Source organism: Paenibacillus sp. sgz302191, assembly GCF_057749925.1.
Genome location: NZ_JBYLHY010000003.1, coordinates 245323 through 260986, shown reverse-complemented (window position 1 = coordinate 260986; position 15664 = coordinate 245323). Strand labels below are relative to the sequence as shown.

13 protein-coding genes are annotated in these 15664 nt (G+C 53.3%); 9 read left to right on the top strand and 4 right to left on the bottom strand.

What is annotated here, in order from left to right; genetic code table 11:
• Positions 1-35: 35 nt before the first annotated feature.
• Complete coding sequence (locus AC3G2T_RS06060) at positions 36-680, bottom strand: helix-turn-helix domain-containing protein (protein WP_474679504.1); 645 nt, start codon at positions 678-680, stop codon at positions 36-38.
• 252 nt (positions 681-932) lie between these two features.
• Between AC3G2T_RS06060 and AC3G2T_RS06055 the strand changes: the two genes are divergently transcribed.
• Together AC3G2T_RS06055 and AC3G2T_RS06050 are read left to right on the top strand one after the other, a co-directional pair.
• Positions 933-2969 carry a glycoside hydrolase family 15 protein gene (locus AC3G2T_RS06055; protein WP_488434865.1) on the top strand — a complete coding sequence of 679 codons (2037 nt, stop codon included), beginning with the start codon at positions 933-935 and terminating at the stop codon, positions 2967-2969.
• 17 nt (positions 2970-2986) lie between these two features.
• Positions 2987-4156 carry a glucose 1-dehydrogenase gene (locus AC3G2T_RS06050; protein ID WP_488434864.1) on the top strand — a complete coding sequence of 390 codons (1170 nt, stop codon included), beginning with the start codon at positions 2987-2989 and terminating at the stop codon, positions 4154-4156.
• Positions 4157-4199: 43 nt separating this feature from the next.
• Here the strand turns inward: AC3G2T_RS06050 and AC3G2T_RS06045 are convergent, their stop codons facing one another.
• Entirely contained in the window at positions 4200-7241 is a 3042-nt protein-coding gene (locus tag AC3G2T_RS06045; protein WP_488434863.1) for a cellulose binding domain-containing protein, read from the bottom strand.
• 542 nt (positions 7242-7783) lie between these two features.
• Here AC3G2T_RS06045 and AC3G2T_RS06040 point away from each other — a divergent pair.
• The 7 genes from AC3G2T_RS06040 to AC3G2T_RS06010 all read left to right on the top strand — a co-directional run bounded on the left by AC3G2T_RS06040 (position 7784) and on the right by AC3G2T_RS06010 (position 14776).
• A complete protein-coding gene (locus tag AC3G2T_RS06040; protein ID WP_474679500.1) occupies positions 7784-8206 on the top strand; it encodes a disulfide oxidoreductase in 423 nt (140 codons plus the stop codon).
• Between the two features lie 699 nt (positions 8207-8905).
• Entirely contained in the window at positions 8906-9901 is a 996-nt protein-coding gene (locus tag AC3G2T_RS06035) for a polysaccharide deacetylase family protein (protein ID WP_488434862.1), read from the top strand.
• Between the two features lie 152 nt (positions 9902-10053).
• Positions 10054-10863, top strand: coding sequence for a glutamate racemase (gene racE, locus AC3G2T_RS06030; RefSeq protein WP_488434861.1), 810 nt, complete (start codon positions 10054-10056; stop codon positions 10861-10863).
• 135 nt (positions 10864-10998) lie between these two features.
• Positions 10999-11898: a M14 family metallopeptidase gene (locus tag AC3G2T_RS06025; protein WP_488434860.1), complete on the top strand. Its 900-nt coding sequence runs from the start codon at positions 10999-11001 to the stop codon at positions 11896-11898.
• A gap of 106 nt (positions 11899-12004) precedes the next feature.
• Entirely contained in the window at positions 12005-12214 is a 210-nt protein-coding gene (locus AC3G2T_RS06020; RefSeq protein ID WP_474679495.1) for a hypothetical protein, read from the top strand.
• A 180-nt stretch (positions 12215-12394) separates the two neighbouring features.
• On the top strand, positions 12395-13036 hold the full coding sequence (locus tag AC3G2T_RS06015) for an HlyD family secretion protein (protein ID WP_474679494.1): 642 nt from the start codon (positions 12395-12397) through the stop codon (positions 13034-13036).
• A gap of 12 nt (positions 13037-13048) precedes the next feature.
• The gene (locus tag AC3G2T_RS06010; protein ID WP_488434859.1) at positions 13049-14776 is read left to right on the top strand and encodes a DHA2 family efflux MFS transporter permease subunit; all 1728 of its coding nucleotides are present in this window, start codon (positions 13049-13051) and stop codon (positions 14774-14776) included.
• Between the two features lie 66 nt (positions 14777-14842).
• Here AC3G2T_RS06010 and AC3G2T_RS06005 read toward each other — a convergent pair whose 3' ends face one another.
• Together AC3G2T_RS06005 and AC3G2T_RS06000 are read right to left on the bottom strand one after the other, a co-directional pair.
• Positions 14843-15025 (bottom strand): DUF2524 domain-containing protein, encoded by a 183-nt coding sequence (locus tag AC3G2T_RS06005; protein ID WP_474679492.1) that lies wholly within the window; start codon positions 15023-15025, stop codon positions 14843-14845.
• A gap of 263 nt (positions 15026-15288) precedes the next feature.
• On the bottom strand, positions 15289-15471 hold the full coding sequence (locus AC3G2T_RS06000) for a hypothetical protein (protein ID WP_474679491.1): 183 nt from the start codon (positions 15469-15471) through the stop codon (positions 15289-15291).
• Positions 15472-15664: the final 193 nt, after the last annotated feature.

Below are 15664 nucleotides of genomic sequence, written 5' to 3'. Positions count from 1 at the left end.
ACAATGTCGAATTATATCGAATATAATCACATGGGCTATTTAAAAGACGGTTTGAACAAATCTGCCGATGAATTGCGTTCAAAATTGTATTCAAGGCTCGTTCCCGAATTGCGGGCGACACAGCGCAAAAGCAGTTCATGATAATTTTTTTGGCGGATGGCTGCAATGACGACGTGCTTGCCGATGCCGAGCGGATCGAAGAAAAGCTTTCCTTCTTTTTCTACGTACTTTTGCACGTGGTGCAGGTTTACGAACAAGTCCGTATCCATTTTTTTGAAACCTTGTTCTTCCAGTTTGTCGAGAAAATCGCTAAAGTCGAGCAGTGAATTCACGCTCCGGTTGATTCTGTTTTGCTGGGTGTGGAACGTAATTTCTTTGGCGCTGACTTCGATAAAAAGAACTTCCTTGACAGATATGTCGACACCTGCGACAGGCCGATCCTCTTTCTCCAAATACCCTGCTTTTTCCATGAGTTCGGTATACGAAAAATTGTAAGCGTCGGAAAGCTTTTTCAAAGTGACTGGCGACGGTTTGATTTTTTCATTTGTCGAGCGATTGCGTTCCAGTTCAAGATCACGAATGTACGCATGCGAGAGACCGCTTTTGTGGGCCGCTTCACGGAGTGACATTTTGCCGCGCAAGGTTTCCAAAAATTTGCCGAATCCTTCTAATTGCTTCATTGTTCATCCCTCCATTTGTTTCATATTGTAAACGAATTTTATGCAAATGAAAATGCATCCCGCACACTTTGGCGATATTTACCTGAAACCTGAAAATAGGCTTAAAACGGGCTTAAAATGGCCTGAAAACAAGCTGAAAAATTTCTTAAATCACACGGTCCGGCGGTTGGCCGAATCGCTTTTGCACAGATGCATATTCTACCTGCCGCTATGGAAAATTAACAGCAACATCCTTGGAAAGAGGCTGATGGTATGGCAAGAGATCTGCCCATTGGAAATGGGAACGTGCTCATCAATTTCGATGCTGCTTATAATATTCGCGACGTATACTTCCCTTTAGTAGGTCAGGAGAATCAATCCAGCGATCATCTTTCGCATTTTGGCGTCTGGTGTCAGGAAGGCTTCTTCTGGATCGACAATCCCGAAGTTTCCAGAAAAACCGCGTATGTCGAGGACTCGCTGGTTACGAATGCGGAATTCGGCCATGAGCGTTTCGGGCTCCGGATGCTGATCCGGGACGGCGTCGACGTGCAGCAAAATGTATTTTTGCGCAAAATAAAAGTAGAAAACACTTTTAACGCAGAGCGTAAAGTAAGGCTGTATTTTCATCTTGACCTGCAAATTTACGGCAACGGCATCGGCGATACGATCTACTTCGACCCGGAGCTGAATTCGCTTGTTTTTTACAAAGGCCACCGCTATTTGTCGTTGTCCTGTTTTTCGGCCGACGAGGTACAGGCGAAGCCGAGCGGTTACGCGACCGGTCAAAAAGGCATTAACGGCCTCGAAGGCACATGGCGCGATGCCGAGGACGGGCATCTGGAGGGCAATCCGATAGCGCAAGGCTCCGTGGACGGCGTTATCGAAGTGGAATTGACGCTGCCTCCGGCCGGTTCGAAGGAAGCCTGGTTCTGGATTTGCTTCGGCAAAAGCAAGCAGGAGATTGAGCAGATGGAACGTTTGCTGCGCACGGAGACTCCGCAGGCTATGCTTCAGCGGACCCATGATCATTGGGTCGAATGGGTGAACCGCGATAAGCACGACTTGTCGCTTCTGAAGCCCGAGCTTGCGTCTTTTTACAAAAAAAGTCTGCTGATCGTCAGGACGAATCTCGATAATCGGGGAGCGATTGTCGCGGCCAACGACTCCGATATTTTAAAATTCGCCAAAGATTCGTACTCTTATATGTGGCCCCGCGACGGCGCGCTCGTAACCCATGCGCTGGACCGGGCGGGTTTTCACGAGCTGTCGAGAAAGTTTTTCGACTTCTGCCTTAAAGTGCTCACTCCGGAAGGGTATTTGATGCACAAATACAATCCGGACGGTTCGGTCGGATCAAGCTGGCATCCGTGGGTGAACAGCCAGGGCAGCAAGCAGCTCGCGATCCAGGAAGATGAAACGGCGCTTGTCGTCTACGCGCTGTGGCATCACCATAAGCTGGCCGGCACTTTGGACCAATCCTTCGAGGAATACGAGAAGCTTGTCATTCCGGCCGCCGATTTTCTGGTGCATTACCGGGACGCTTCCGGTCTTCCGCTCCCGTCTTACGATTTGTGGGAGGAACGCTATGGCGTGATGGCCTTTACCGTTTCCAGCGTATATGCCGGATTGATCGCCGCTTCGCGCTTCGCCGACTTTCATCGGGACAAAACGCGGGCCGTTTATTACGCCGATTCCGCCGAACATGTCCGCAAAGCGGCCGAGGAACAGCTGTATTCGCATGAAAGAAAACGGTTTTTGCGCGCTTTGTACTGGAATTACGATAAAAGCACGTACGAACCTGATTACATCATGGATTCGAGCATGTACGCATTGTTCGATTTCGGCTTATTTGAAAAAACGGATCCGCGAATCGCGGCGACGATGCAGGCGATGAAAGACAAGCTCTGGGTGCACACCGACATAGGTGGCTTTGCCAGGTATGAGAATGACTACTATCATCAAGTTACCCAGGATGTGTTAAAAGTTCCGGGCAACCCTTGGTTCATTTGCACGCTTTGGTACGCCGAGTGGCTGATCGCATCCGCGAAGACAATGACCGATTTGACCGAAGCGGAAAATATGATGCGCTGGGCATGCGGGCATGCGCTGCCTTCCGGTGTCATGGCTGAGCAGGTCCATCCGTTCTCGGGAGAGCCGATGTCCGTCTCACCGCTCACTTGGTCTCATGCATCGTTCATCAAAGTAACGCAGGAATATTTGACGAAGCTGAAGCAGTTGGGCCAGCTCGGAACGACCCGGGAGACCGATGCAAGCGAAGACGAAGTGCTTGAGACTGCGAGCAGGTAGAAGGAGGGATGCGCCGGATGAAGGCGATTCGAGTCAAACAGCTTACCCAAGGAAATCCTTATATCGAGCTTGCGACAGTCGATAAACCGGCGATTGCGTACCCGCAAGAGGTGCTTGTCCGCGTCCTTGCCGTCGGTCTGGATGGAACGGACCGGGAAATTTTACAGGAAAAATACGGCACGCCGCCCGAAGGCGAAGACGAATTGACGACAGGCCACGAGTCGTTAGGCGTTGTTGTGGAAGCCGGCAAGGAATCCGGGTTCCAGCCCGGCAACCTGGTCACTGCGATCGTCAGGCGGCCGTGCAGGGATCAAAACTGTGTGAACTGCCGCAACGGGCATTCCGATTTTTGCCAGACAGGCAAGTATGTAGAGCGCGGCATTAAGGGCGCGCACGGCTTTTTATCCGAATTTTATAAAGAAGAATCGCGCTATTTGGTGCAGGTGCCCGATTCTTTGCTTGATCATGGCATGCTCGCGGAGCCGCAAAGCATCGTGGAAAAAGTATGGGATCAGGTGCAGCGCATCCAGCAGCGCTTGATCTGGGAGCCGCAAACCGCGCTCGTTCTCGGCTCGGGACCACTGGGTCTGCTCGCGGCAATGACATGCCGGCTGCTTGGGTTGAACGTGTATGTATGGTCCTTGTCGCAGACGGACTCCTTGCAGGCACAGCTTGTCCGGGATTGCGGGGCTGTGTATCAGCAGGCCGGAGCCGCCGACGAAACAGGCCAGGCGTTGACACTGACGGCCTATGCCAAAACGGTCGGCAAGCCGATCGACATGATTCTGGAATGCACCGGCTACAGCCCGCTTGCATTCGAGGCGATGTCCGTGCTGGCGCCGAACGGCGTGCTGGCCCTGCTCGGTGTCACGCCGGCGGACCGGAAGCTGGAAATTCACTCCGATGCGCTGAACGAAAGCATGGTGCTCGAAAATAAATGCGTCATCGGTTCGGTGAACGCGTCGCGCAAAGATTTTGAGACAGCCATCTACCGCCTGCAGCTAATGGAAGAGCGGTACAAGGGCTGGCTCCAGCGCCTGATCACAAACAGGCTCACGCTGGACGATTTGCCGAAGCTGGACTTTAAGACGATTCCGCTTAAAGCGGTCGTCGATATCATCCCCGCGGCTCAATGGAAAGATCTCGTCAAGCAAACCGGAGATGTAGCGTACAGTTTTTCCGTGTAAAAGGAACCGATAGGTTCCTTTTACACGTTGAACAATGAATAACTTATGGTTCAATGCCCCATTGGAGGCTGCCGGACACGTATGCGGTCACTTTGTCCCAGTCTACGTAGCTGTTTACCGACGGGTTGAACGAGTAATCTCCCGTTTGCGTGTAGTTGCTCCAGTCGTTTTTGGCGATGCGTCCTTGGACTTCAATGCTTTGGCCTGCCGCCAGGCTGCCTGCTTGGCTGGAGAATCCGATTTCAGTGTAATAGTCGGCGCCGGATACAGGCGCGTTCAATTTCACGAACGTGCCCGTGACATTGGAGCTTCCCGCGTGGGACCAGTCGCACCAGAAGCTTTGCCCTTTCTCGCCGTCAATAGTGTAGTAATAACGCAATTTGACATCGGCCAACGAGATGGCTGCCGTTCCCGTATTCACAAGCTTGAATCTTGTGTACAGGGTGTTGGACGTGCCGTTGGTGTTCGCGTTGAACATTTGTACTTTCAGGTTCCCGCCGGTTTGGCCCGTCGTGTCCGTAATGTTGACGGAAAGTACACGATCGACGCCGGCGCTGAAGTCGAACGCCAGGTTTGCCGTGCCGACCGGCAGAGCGGCCAGATAGCTTTTCATGATCGTGACGGTGCTGCCGGAGACGGTGTAGTCTGTGCCCTCAACGAGCGCTGCCGCGCCGTTTTTGATGCCGTTTAAGGTGTTGCCGTTAAGCGTTAAAGTGATAGCGATATCGCTTTGCTTGTCCGCTTTTTTGTCAAAGGCTGCCGACGACGGCGAAATCGCCGAGTTGTTCTCGGCAGCGCCGGCAATGTCCCCGTATGCGATGCCGCGCCCGTTCGTTCCTACATAGACGCGTCCGTATACTTTGGGATCGCCTGTAATGGCGCTGTTGGTCACGCCGTACTGATGCTGGTCGTCGTTAACCCGGACCCAGGTTGCGCCGGCATTGTCGGAACGGAAAATGCCTCTTACGTTATCGATTTTGGCCGATACGTAAAGAGCCGTGTAGCTTTGTCCTGGCGCCGCTTTTCCGAAGCCGACCACATCGGCTTGCTGGACACCGGGCAATTTGACGAACGAAGCGCCGGAGTCGGTGGAATGCCACAAGCCGTAAGCGCCGTTTACGCTTCCGCCGGCCAGCCAGATATCGCCTTCGATGCCCGGTACGGCTTTAAAATTCAACACGCCGTCGCTCGGCAGGCCGGTCGCCTCCGTTTGCGTAAACGAAGCGCCTCCGTTGGTGCTAATATAAAATTTGCCGCCTGAAACGGCATAAAATTTGTTTTTATTAACGCGGTCGGCTGCGACTTTCGCATTCGCCGGAACACCGGTGCTGGCTGCCCAGGAGTTGCCGCTGGAGCCGGAATATTGCACGCCCACATCCGGAGTGCTCCATACCAGGGAATTGCCGCCGGCGCTTACGGCTATCATGCCCCCGCCTTTAGTGCCGGAAGGTTCCGCGCTGTTGAACCAGTTGCTGCCGCCATCGTCGGAGAGCGCGATAGACTTGGCATTCGCATTGTTCTTATAGTCCCCGAATCCGACACGGGCCATAAAGTTCGGGCTCAGCTCGGCAAAATCGAGGCTGGACGTGCTGCTCGGATTGATCAGCATCTTGGCCGGAGCTTTCGTCAGGTCGTTATGGCGGAAGCCGGAGACATCGCCTACGGCGCTGATCAAAGGCGCGCCCGACGACGGGCTGACCAGATCGTTGACAGCCATTTCTTCCAATCCTTTGGCGGCGACGGATATATGAATTTTACCGCCGTTGTCCCAATCGGTCAGATTGTCGGTGCCATAGATGGTGGCCCCTGTACCATACATCATACGGTTGGAGTTGAACGGGTCGATTTTCAGATCGCCGACCATCCAGCCGAGCTTCGGCGTAACTTCGGGAGGCTGCGGATTCGCTCCGAAATCGAGCCACGGAGCCGCCGAAATATCCTGCGTATAGCGCAGCTTGCGTCCCGGGTAACCGTCCCAGTCCCAGATTCGCGTCCACGTTTTGCCGGCGTCGTTGCTGCGGAAAATAATCGTATCCGGCCACCAGGCGTTCAAAGCCGATACCATAATCGTATCCGGGTGCTGCGCATCGGAGGTCAGTCCGCCGTAACCGAAGAAGTTGTCGTTGCTGCTGCTTGGAACCGGACTGATGCTGGTCCATTCGCCGGTCGTCGTATTAAGCTTCCAGACATCGCCCTTTTCGCCGTCGTATGGTCCGATGCCGTTGTTGTAGGTGATATACAAATTGCCGTTGGACAATACGCCGTGATGCGGCAGGTAGCCGTTAGGCTGGCCGGGAACGGCGGACCAGGTTGCACCGCCGTCGGTACTGCGGTAGATGCTGTTGCCTTTGTCCGCTACGCCGACATAGATGGTTTGGGTTTCGCTGCCGGGAGCTCCGGCCGACTTGTCGAACGTGATCCAGGCCAGTCCCATAATATCGTTTTGATAGGAATTATCAGGATTTTGCACATAGGTGCCGACATTCGTAAAGCTTGTTACCTTGTTCCAGGTGACCCCATAGTCCGTGCTTTTCCAGAGACCGTTGCCGCTTCGCGCTCCGAAGTAGAGGACGCTGTTTTTGTTCGGGTCGATCGTCAGGCGCTCACCCATGGACCGTCCCGGCATATTTCCGCCGACTTTGAACGGAAGCTGGGTAGCTTGCCATGTATCGCCTTTATCGATGCTGCGCAGGATGTACCCGTTGTTCGGATCCCAGTCGTTCGTATACATGCCCGCTGCGACGTATAAACGGTTCGGTTCGACCGGGTCGGTAGCGAGGGCGTCTGCGCCGTTTTTCCCCCAGTCTTCCCATCCGACCGTATCCAGCAGCGGAATCCAGCTGTTGTCGGCCGGGTTCCAGCGGTACACGCCTCCGATATCAGTACGGGCATAGATCAAATCGGGCTGCTTCTCATTGAAAATAATGCCCGGCACGTACCCGCCTCCGGCGCCCGTAACGACATTCCGCCAATTGTAAGTCTGGCTTCCGGCCGCCTCGGCTTTAGGAGGCAAGCCGATCCAAGATGTGCCTACAACCGTTGTTGTTAGAAGAACTACTCCAATTCTGCCAAGCCACTTTTTCATCAATACATCTCCTCACAGGTTAAAATTAAAGCGATTTCGGTTTTATAAATCGCTTTGAAGCGGAAACTGGCGTATACCCCCTCTTTTGAGAAAATATGATTTTGCAGTAAACTGATGCCCGGAATAATCTATGAAACTCGACAAATTATACCATTTTTAAGGCTTAATAGTAAATTAAACATGAATTTGGATTGATTTCAATAGTCTAAAAGTCCCCCGTCCGATCCTGCAATCATCCCGACGAATCAAATTTTTCGTTAGGAGTGCCGCCAGGGGCGAATAAATAAAAAACGCCCTTTGGCCGCGAGGCTAAAGGACGTTCTTCGTCTCTCTTAGTATACTACTATTTCAGTTACATTCCAAGCGAAAAATTAATTGCCAGGGAGTCGTCCGGCGGAGTACCTTCTACGGACTTCATCAGAGCATGCTTCTAGAAGCAGGAATGATTAAAGTTTACGTTCTCGCGGCCAAACACTACATGATGTAATAGACTTCTTTTACAAATTTACCTATAATGAGGGAGAAAGGGAGGACGAGACCACATGGTTCTGAATAAATGGTTGAAAGACAACGGTATGCACGTCTCATGGTTTATCGCGCTGGTGGCGACGCTGGGGAGCTTGTATTTTTCCGAAATTATGCATTTCCTGCCGTGCAAATTGTGCTGGTATCAACGCATACTGATGTATCCGCTGGTCATTCTGCTTGGCATCGCTTCGGTCCGCAAAGATCATAAGCTCACGATCTACGTGCTGCCGATGACGATTGTGGGGGCCTGCATTTCGATCTATCACGTGCTGCTGCAATCGGGCGTATTCCACGAGTCCGCCACAGGGTGCGGACCTGTTCCGTGCGATGTGGACTACTTGTATTGGTTCGGATTTATTACGATTCCGATGCTGGCGGGGACTGCTTTTATCCTGATTACAATCGTTCAATTTCTTACATATCGGGCTGCCAAATAAATGCGGTCTGGCAAAATGGGGCTGTCCCGCAAAGTAGCTTTTTGGCTGCTTGAGGGGCAGCCCTTCTATTTTCGGCTGCCGAAGAGAATGGAGCGCAGGCGTGCAGCCCGGAAACATATACGCTAGAGTCGATCGCACAATGGTCGCGTGAAGAAAACCTGCAAAAGTACAGTTTTTTCTCGGTTGATGCGCTGGCCACGAAAAATTCCTGCAATTGTACAGGCTTTTCACTACGAATATGGGCTCTGGTTCAAATTTATCGAAAATTCCTGCACAATCGCATGCTTTTCGCCAAAATGAACTACTTTTACGGAAAAAGCCTGCACTTTTGCAGGCTTTCTCTCTGCCAAGCGGCTATGTGCCTCCTTACTTCAGCGCCGCAACCTGTGCGGAAGAGGCACCGGCGCATCAATCGTTACGGTGAGTGGGTTGGGAAGAGCCCTAACCCCTACCTGTTGCAGGCATTCTTCGCGCAGCCTTGCATAAGGGCTGCTGCCTCTAGCGTGGCGTTTTTTTCAGTAGTCAGACTTTTGCAGGCTTTCCTCGCGCTGCCGTGCAAAAGGGCTGCCGCCTCAGACTTTTGCCAGGCTTGCGTGCTGCCGGTTCATTTTTGTAGAAAAATGCCGAGAAATGGCAGGTAATTCGGCTGGGGCCGTCGAAATGAATACGCGAAAATGTATTCATGAATGAGGTGCCAGGATGATCAGACATACGAAAAGCGCAGCTTTGCTGCTGACACTCGGCGCAGCGCTTGTGGGCTGCACCAATGACAAAGGGGCCGCTCCGCCGCTGTCCGCTGCAAATGCAAGCGCGGCACCGCCGTCTGCGACACCGACGGCTCCCGCCGTTTCGCGGACGCCGTCGCCTGCAGCCACTCCCGCCATGCCGGCAAAAAGCCCGAGCCCGACTCCGGCTCCGACCGAGGCTCCGAAGCAGACGGCTGCGCCCACCGCCAAAAGCTCAGCGGCTCCCGACCAGGGCTCTGCCAAAGCGGCAGCCGGTGACCGCACGCCTTTTTCATGGTACTACATGAAAAAGAAAACGGGACAAGTCCCCGACTTCCCGAAGGAGACGAAATCTTTTACAGCCGATCAGAAAGCGGTATGGGTAGGCACGGGGAAAAAGGTGTACCTGACCATCGATGCCGGCGGGCCGCTGATCGATGTGGACTTGATGCTCAAGTCGCTGAAGGACAACGATGTGAAAGCGAACTTTTTCATCTCGGGAAACAATATTAAGAAAAATCCGGACTATTTGAAAAAGCTGGTAGCCGACGGCCATTTCATAGCGAATCATACGATGACGCACAAAGATTTCAACGAATTGACCGACGATCAAATCAAAAAGGAAATAACCGATTTTGAAACGATGTACAAAGAAATTACCGGCAAGGAAGTGGAAAAATATTTCCGTTTTCCGTACGGGCGCTATAATATGCATAACCTGAGCCTCGTCTCGGGGATGGGCTATACGTCGGTGTTTTGGTCGACGGCCATGAGAGATTGGGAGCCGCGCAAAAACGGGGCCGAAGATCCGTACAACGATATTATGAATAATTTGCATGACGGCAACGTGATTTTGATGCATCAAGGGTCCAAGGAAAATATGGAGGCGCTGGACCGGATTTGTAAGGAGATTAAGAAAAAGGGCTATGAATTCGGGCTGGTGAACGAGCTGAAGCCGTCCGCGAATTAAGGATTTGCGCTGGATTACGATCACAAACGCACAGGTACCTTTGAAGCTGCGGAATCATATTCTATCCATGTAGACTGAAAGCGGGCTTTATAAGCAGGCCCGCTTTCGGCGCAGCTAAGGGCATACAAAAACCGGCAAAGGAAGCGTATACTGTGCAGCAATCGATTGCCATTCTGGACTCCGGAGTCGGAGGATTGACGGTAGTAAAAGAAGTCATGCGCCAGCTTCCGCAAGAAAAAATCATATATTTCGGAGATACGGCCAGAAGCCCGTACGGACCCAGGTCTGCGGATGAAGTCCGGACGTTTACCAAGCAAATCGTCGATTATTTGAGACAATTCGATCCCAAAATGATTGTGATAGCATGCAATACGGCAACTGCCGTAGCGATTGAAGATATACGCGAAAGGGTATCGATTCCGGTGCTTGGCGTTATTTCACCCGGAGCGAGAGCTGCGATTAAATCGACCCGCCGCGGTGTCGTCGGCGTGATCGGTACGGACGGAACGATCCGCAGCAACGCCTACGTGCAGGAGCTGACCTCGATTTCACCGGGCATTCGAGTATACAGCGCGGCTTGCCCGCTGCTGGCGCCGTTCGTCGAAAAAGGGCTGTTCGATGCGGACGAAGCCTATGCGGTCGTTGAACAGTCGCTGCGGCCTTTGACCGGGAAGCCGATGGATTGCCTGATTCTGGGCTGCACGCACTATCCTTTTCTGATGGATGCGATTTCGCGCGTGATGGGGCCGAAAGTGACGCTCATCTCGTCGGCGGACGAAACGGCCCGGGAAATCAGCACGATTCTTTATCACCGCGGGCTATCGTCGGCAGCGGCGGACGTGCCTGTACACCAGTTTTTTTGCAGCGGCGACACGGAGCTGTTCAAAACGATCGCCCAGTCCTGGCTGAAAGAGCAGATTTCCTTAACGCCTGTCGTTTGGCAGGTGCCCAACATTATGTAAAAGAGCGCCGGAGCGGGAACGACAAAGCCGCGACGGCGCTTTTTTGCATGAATGAAATCGCGGCGGCATAAGCATATACGGCATCGACAAAGCTATGTCGCATGGCGGCGGCAAGCTTGTTCCGGAGGTGGCTTCATGCAACAATACGGCTACTTAAAGCTGTGCGAAGAGATTGCGAGACTTGGGGAGACGTATCCGTTTCTGCGTTGTTCTTCGATCGGGTGTTCGGTGCTAGGCCGCAGCATACCGGCCGTAGCGATTGGCACAGGCGCCGGATCCATTCATTACAACGCTTCCATCCACGCGAATGAATGGATTACGACGCCGATTCTTATGCGGTTCTTGGAGGAGGCCGCGGCAGCGTATGCCTCGGGAACGCCATGGCGGGGGCGCAGTGCAAGGCGGATTTTTGCGGATATAACGCTCTGGCTTGTCCCGATGGTAAATCCCGACGGGGTCGAGCTGGTTTTGCACGGCGTTTCATCCGCGCCGTTCCCGTGTGCGGACGCGCTGATCGCCATGAATTGCGGCTCGGGCGACTTCAGGGGCTGGAAGGCCAACGCGCGAGGGGTCGATCTGAACGATCAATTTCCGGCGCATTGGGAGGAGGAGCGGGCCCGCAGAGGACAGCTGTGCCCGGGCGAGCGGGATTACACAGGCGAGGCGCCGCTGACCGAGCCGGAGGCCGCGGCTATTGCGGCTTTTACGGTGGAGCGCAATTTTGAAATGGTGATGGCTCTGCATACTCAAGGGCGGGAAATTTATTGGAACTACAGGGATTACGAGCCCCCTCAGGCAGAAGCGTATGCCCAACGGCTGGCCCGGGCAAGCGGATACAAAGCGGTTAAGCTGACCGGCAGCGACGCGGGTTACAAGGATTGGTTCATCGAAAAGTTTCGCCGTCCGGGCTTTACGATCGAAGTCGGGTATGGGGTAAATCCGCTGCCGGCGGAGACGTTCCCGGCCTTGTACGAAGAAGCCGTGCCCATTTTGCTGGAGGGACTGGAGCTGTTGGGACAAGACCAAGGCAAGTAAAAATACGCCGCGAAAGAAGGCCATGCCCGGCAAGAACCGTTCCCCCGGCTCCTCATATACTGATGACAAGAGCGGTTGCTGAAGAGGAAGCTTGGGAGGGATCGGCATGGCCCCTAAAGGAAAAGCAGGTAAAGCAAGCAAGAAAAAGGAAGTTTCATCCAGGCCTCAATATACGATGAAAATTGTCGAATCGTCGACATGCGCGGTTTGCAAGCAGCAGTGTGCCCGGGGATTGCGGTATTTGGCCGCGATGTCGGAGCCTGGCGCAGTAGGCAAAGGAGTTCCGTGTATCCTGACCAGAAAACGGATTAACTGACGAAAGGGCCGAGAAGGAGACGCTGTCATCGATGCGGAGGCGAAGGATTGCCAGGGCAACCCCCCACGCGCAGGCTTCCTTCTCTTTGCCGTTTTTGCCTGTTTTCTACATATTCCTCTTTTTTGTGGGAGATATTAGGTTTGTTGAAATGACAAACCATCCGGAAAGAGGCGAATCCTAATGAAGGGCACGGCACGCATGATCGTACTTAACATAATTCTGCTCATCATTCTTGTTGGGGGAGCGGCGATAGGCTACTACTTTTACAACCAGTCCATCAACTACTTATCGACGAACAATGCACAAATCACGGGCGATCAAATAGTGATCAGCGCATCCGCTTCCGGAAAATTGACGGATTGGTACGGAGAAACGGGCAAAAAAATGTCCCAGGGAGACCGGATCGGAGCAGTCGCGGCAGCGTCGGGCGCCGTAGATATTTTAACGCCCAAACAAGGAACGATCGTTCAGCAGAGCGCAATCACCGGATCGCTCGTATCGGCAGGGGTGCCGCTGGCGTATCTCTACGATTTGGATCGGCTCTGGGTGACGGCGAACGTAAAGGAAACGGAAATCAATGACGTGAAGCTGGGACAAGCCGTCGACGTTTACGTGGATGCGTTTCCGGGTACGACGTTAAGCGGCAGGGTGGACAGGATAGGGCTGGCGACAGCCGGAACTTTTTCGCTGATGCCGGCCTCGAACACAACCGGCAACTATACGAAGGTGGCCCAGGTCATCCCTGTTACGATCTCGCTGGAGGGCAACCGCGGGCTCGGCCTCATACCGGGAATGAGTGTCACCGCACGCATTCATAAGTAAGGGAGCGGACATATGAATGCGTATGCGATAGGCTATGCCATATTCAGTCTTGTTGTCATTGCGGCGGTGAACCGGTTTGCCGTCAAAAGATGGAGGCGCAAAGCCAAGGGAGCGAGCGGGCATTACACGCCGGTACCCGAGCCGTCCGATCTGCTGGTCGAAATGTCGGAGGAGCTGAACGGCAGCCGGAGGTCCGCTGCAAGAAAATCCGCTTCCCCGCGAACGGCGGAAGTCAAAGTGGGCCAACTGCTTGCGGTGCTCATGCTGGGGGCTTTCGTCGCCATTTTGAATCAGACGCTCATCAATGTCGCGATTCCTCATATTATGACCGATTTCAACGTAGCGGCCAACGTCGTGCAGTGGCTAACGACGGGTTACATGCTGGTAAACGGTGTCATGATTCCGATAACCGCCTTTTTAATAGAACGGTTCGGCTCCCGGGTGATGTTTTTAACCGCGATGATTTTGTTTACCGCAGGGGCTCTGATTTGCGCGGTCGCGCCCAACTTCGCGCTGCTGATGACGGGGAGGGTCGTGCAGGCCTCGGGAGCGGGCATCATTATGCCGCTGATGATGACTGTATTTTTAACGGTTTTTCCCCCTGAAAAAAGAGGGAGCGCCATGGGAACGATGGGCATCGCGATGATTTTCGCCCCGGCGATCGGCCCGACGCTTTCGGGATGGCTCGTTCAGACGTATACGTGGCGGCTGCTGTTTTATATCGTACTGCCGATCGGTCTGGTCGACATTTTGCTGGCCATTGCGCTGATGGGCAACGTGACCAAAATATCCAAAGTAAAATTCGACTTTTGGGGATTTTTCTTTTCAACGGTCGGCTTCGGCGGCCTGCTGTTCGCTTTCAGCGAAGCGGGCACAGCCGGTTGGCAGAGCACGGAAGTGCTCGGAACGTTGACGACAGGGATACTGAGCCTGATCGGTTTTGTGTGGCGGGAGCTGACCGCCGAGGAACCGATGCTCGATCTGCGGGTGTTCACCTACAACATTTTCACATTGACGACTATCGTCAGTTCCATCATCAATATGGCGATGTTCGCAGCGATGATTTTGCTGCCGATCTACTTGCAGAACATTCGCGGATTCACCCCGCTCGCTTCGGGTTTGCTGCTGCTTCCGGGCGCGATACTGATGGGCATTATGCAGCCGATCGCAGGCATGGTGTTCGACCGGATCGGGGTCAGACTGCTGGCCGTCACCGGCCTCGTCATTACGACCGTTACGACCTGGGAGTTCAGCAAGCTGACGGCGGATACGTCCTACAGCCACATTTTGCTGCTGTACTGCCTGCGGATGTTCGGCATGTCTTTCATGATGATGACGATCATGACCGAAGGGATGAACCAACTGCCCAGACATTTGCATAGCCACGGAACGGCGATGTCCAATACGCTGCGGCAGGTGGCGGGCTCATTGGGAACGGCGCTGCTGGTGACCGTCATGAGCAGCAGGACGGATTTCCATATGGGGAACACCGGCAACACGTTTACCGCGACGAATCCGGTTATTACGGCGGAATTGGCCCGCCTGGGGCACGGAGTTGCCGAGATGGCGCATATCCCCGTTGCGGCAGGCAGCAAGCTCGTAACTACGCTGATTTATGGAACCGCGATGAAAGAATCGACGATCAGCGGCATTAACGACGCGTTTGTGATCGCCACAATCATAACGGCCGTTGCTCTGGTGCTTTCGTTTTTTATAAACAGGGTGAAGCGGGTATCGTGAGCCTTGCAAACGCGAAAAAGCCCATCCGGCCTGAACATGAGGCTGAATGGGCTGCATTTTTTGCGCTTAATGACGGATGGAGCATTTATTCTCAATGAATCGGATCTGATTTTCGATCCGGTTCAGCAGTTCCTGAGACTCCCGGTCAGGAGTTCCTTGCGCTTTAAGTTGATCCAGCTCTTCTTTCAGACTGTGCAGGTCGGCGCCGGCATTGGCGCAGTCGTAGTTGCTTTCCAATTGTTCCATCATGCTTGCCGCCTCCCGGGAAATGTTCGGTTGATTTTCATTTTCTGCCTTTGCTGCTGCTCTTGTCCGAAGTCCGGTTCGTCGTGTTCTGGCTGCCGTGGCCTTGCTGTTTGTTGTCAGACATGTTCATCACTCCCTGGTCGAATAGAATGGTCGATGCGCTTTTAGTATGAGCGAATCGGTACGCCATTAACCGCCAGGCCGTGAAAATGAAAAAGGCCCTGCGCCCCGATGAGCGTATCATCGAAACGCAAGGCTGTATGCAATTAGTGGTTCGAATGGAGCAGTTTATCTTCGAGAGATTGTTTCAGCTTTTTAATGGCATCTGTTTCAAGCTTGTGATTTTGCGGGAATTTGGCACCGGACAATGCGAGCGCTTCCTTGACGGTCATTTCCACACGAATAACTTCTTCGCCCTGAGGGATGTGCAGTGAGTTATTGTTCATCATAATCACTCCTATATCAACTTTTTGAAGTGAAAACCTTGATTTAACGCACTTTTAATATAACACACCATGTCAGGTATATCAAGAGGGAAAAAGACCCAACTCTTGAGAAAAGCTGCCCGGCGAATGTCGGCCGTTGGACCAGGAACCGCCATAAAAGCGGAGCTTTTGCGCCCAGCCGGGCAATTGGCGGCGT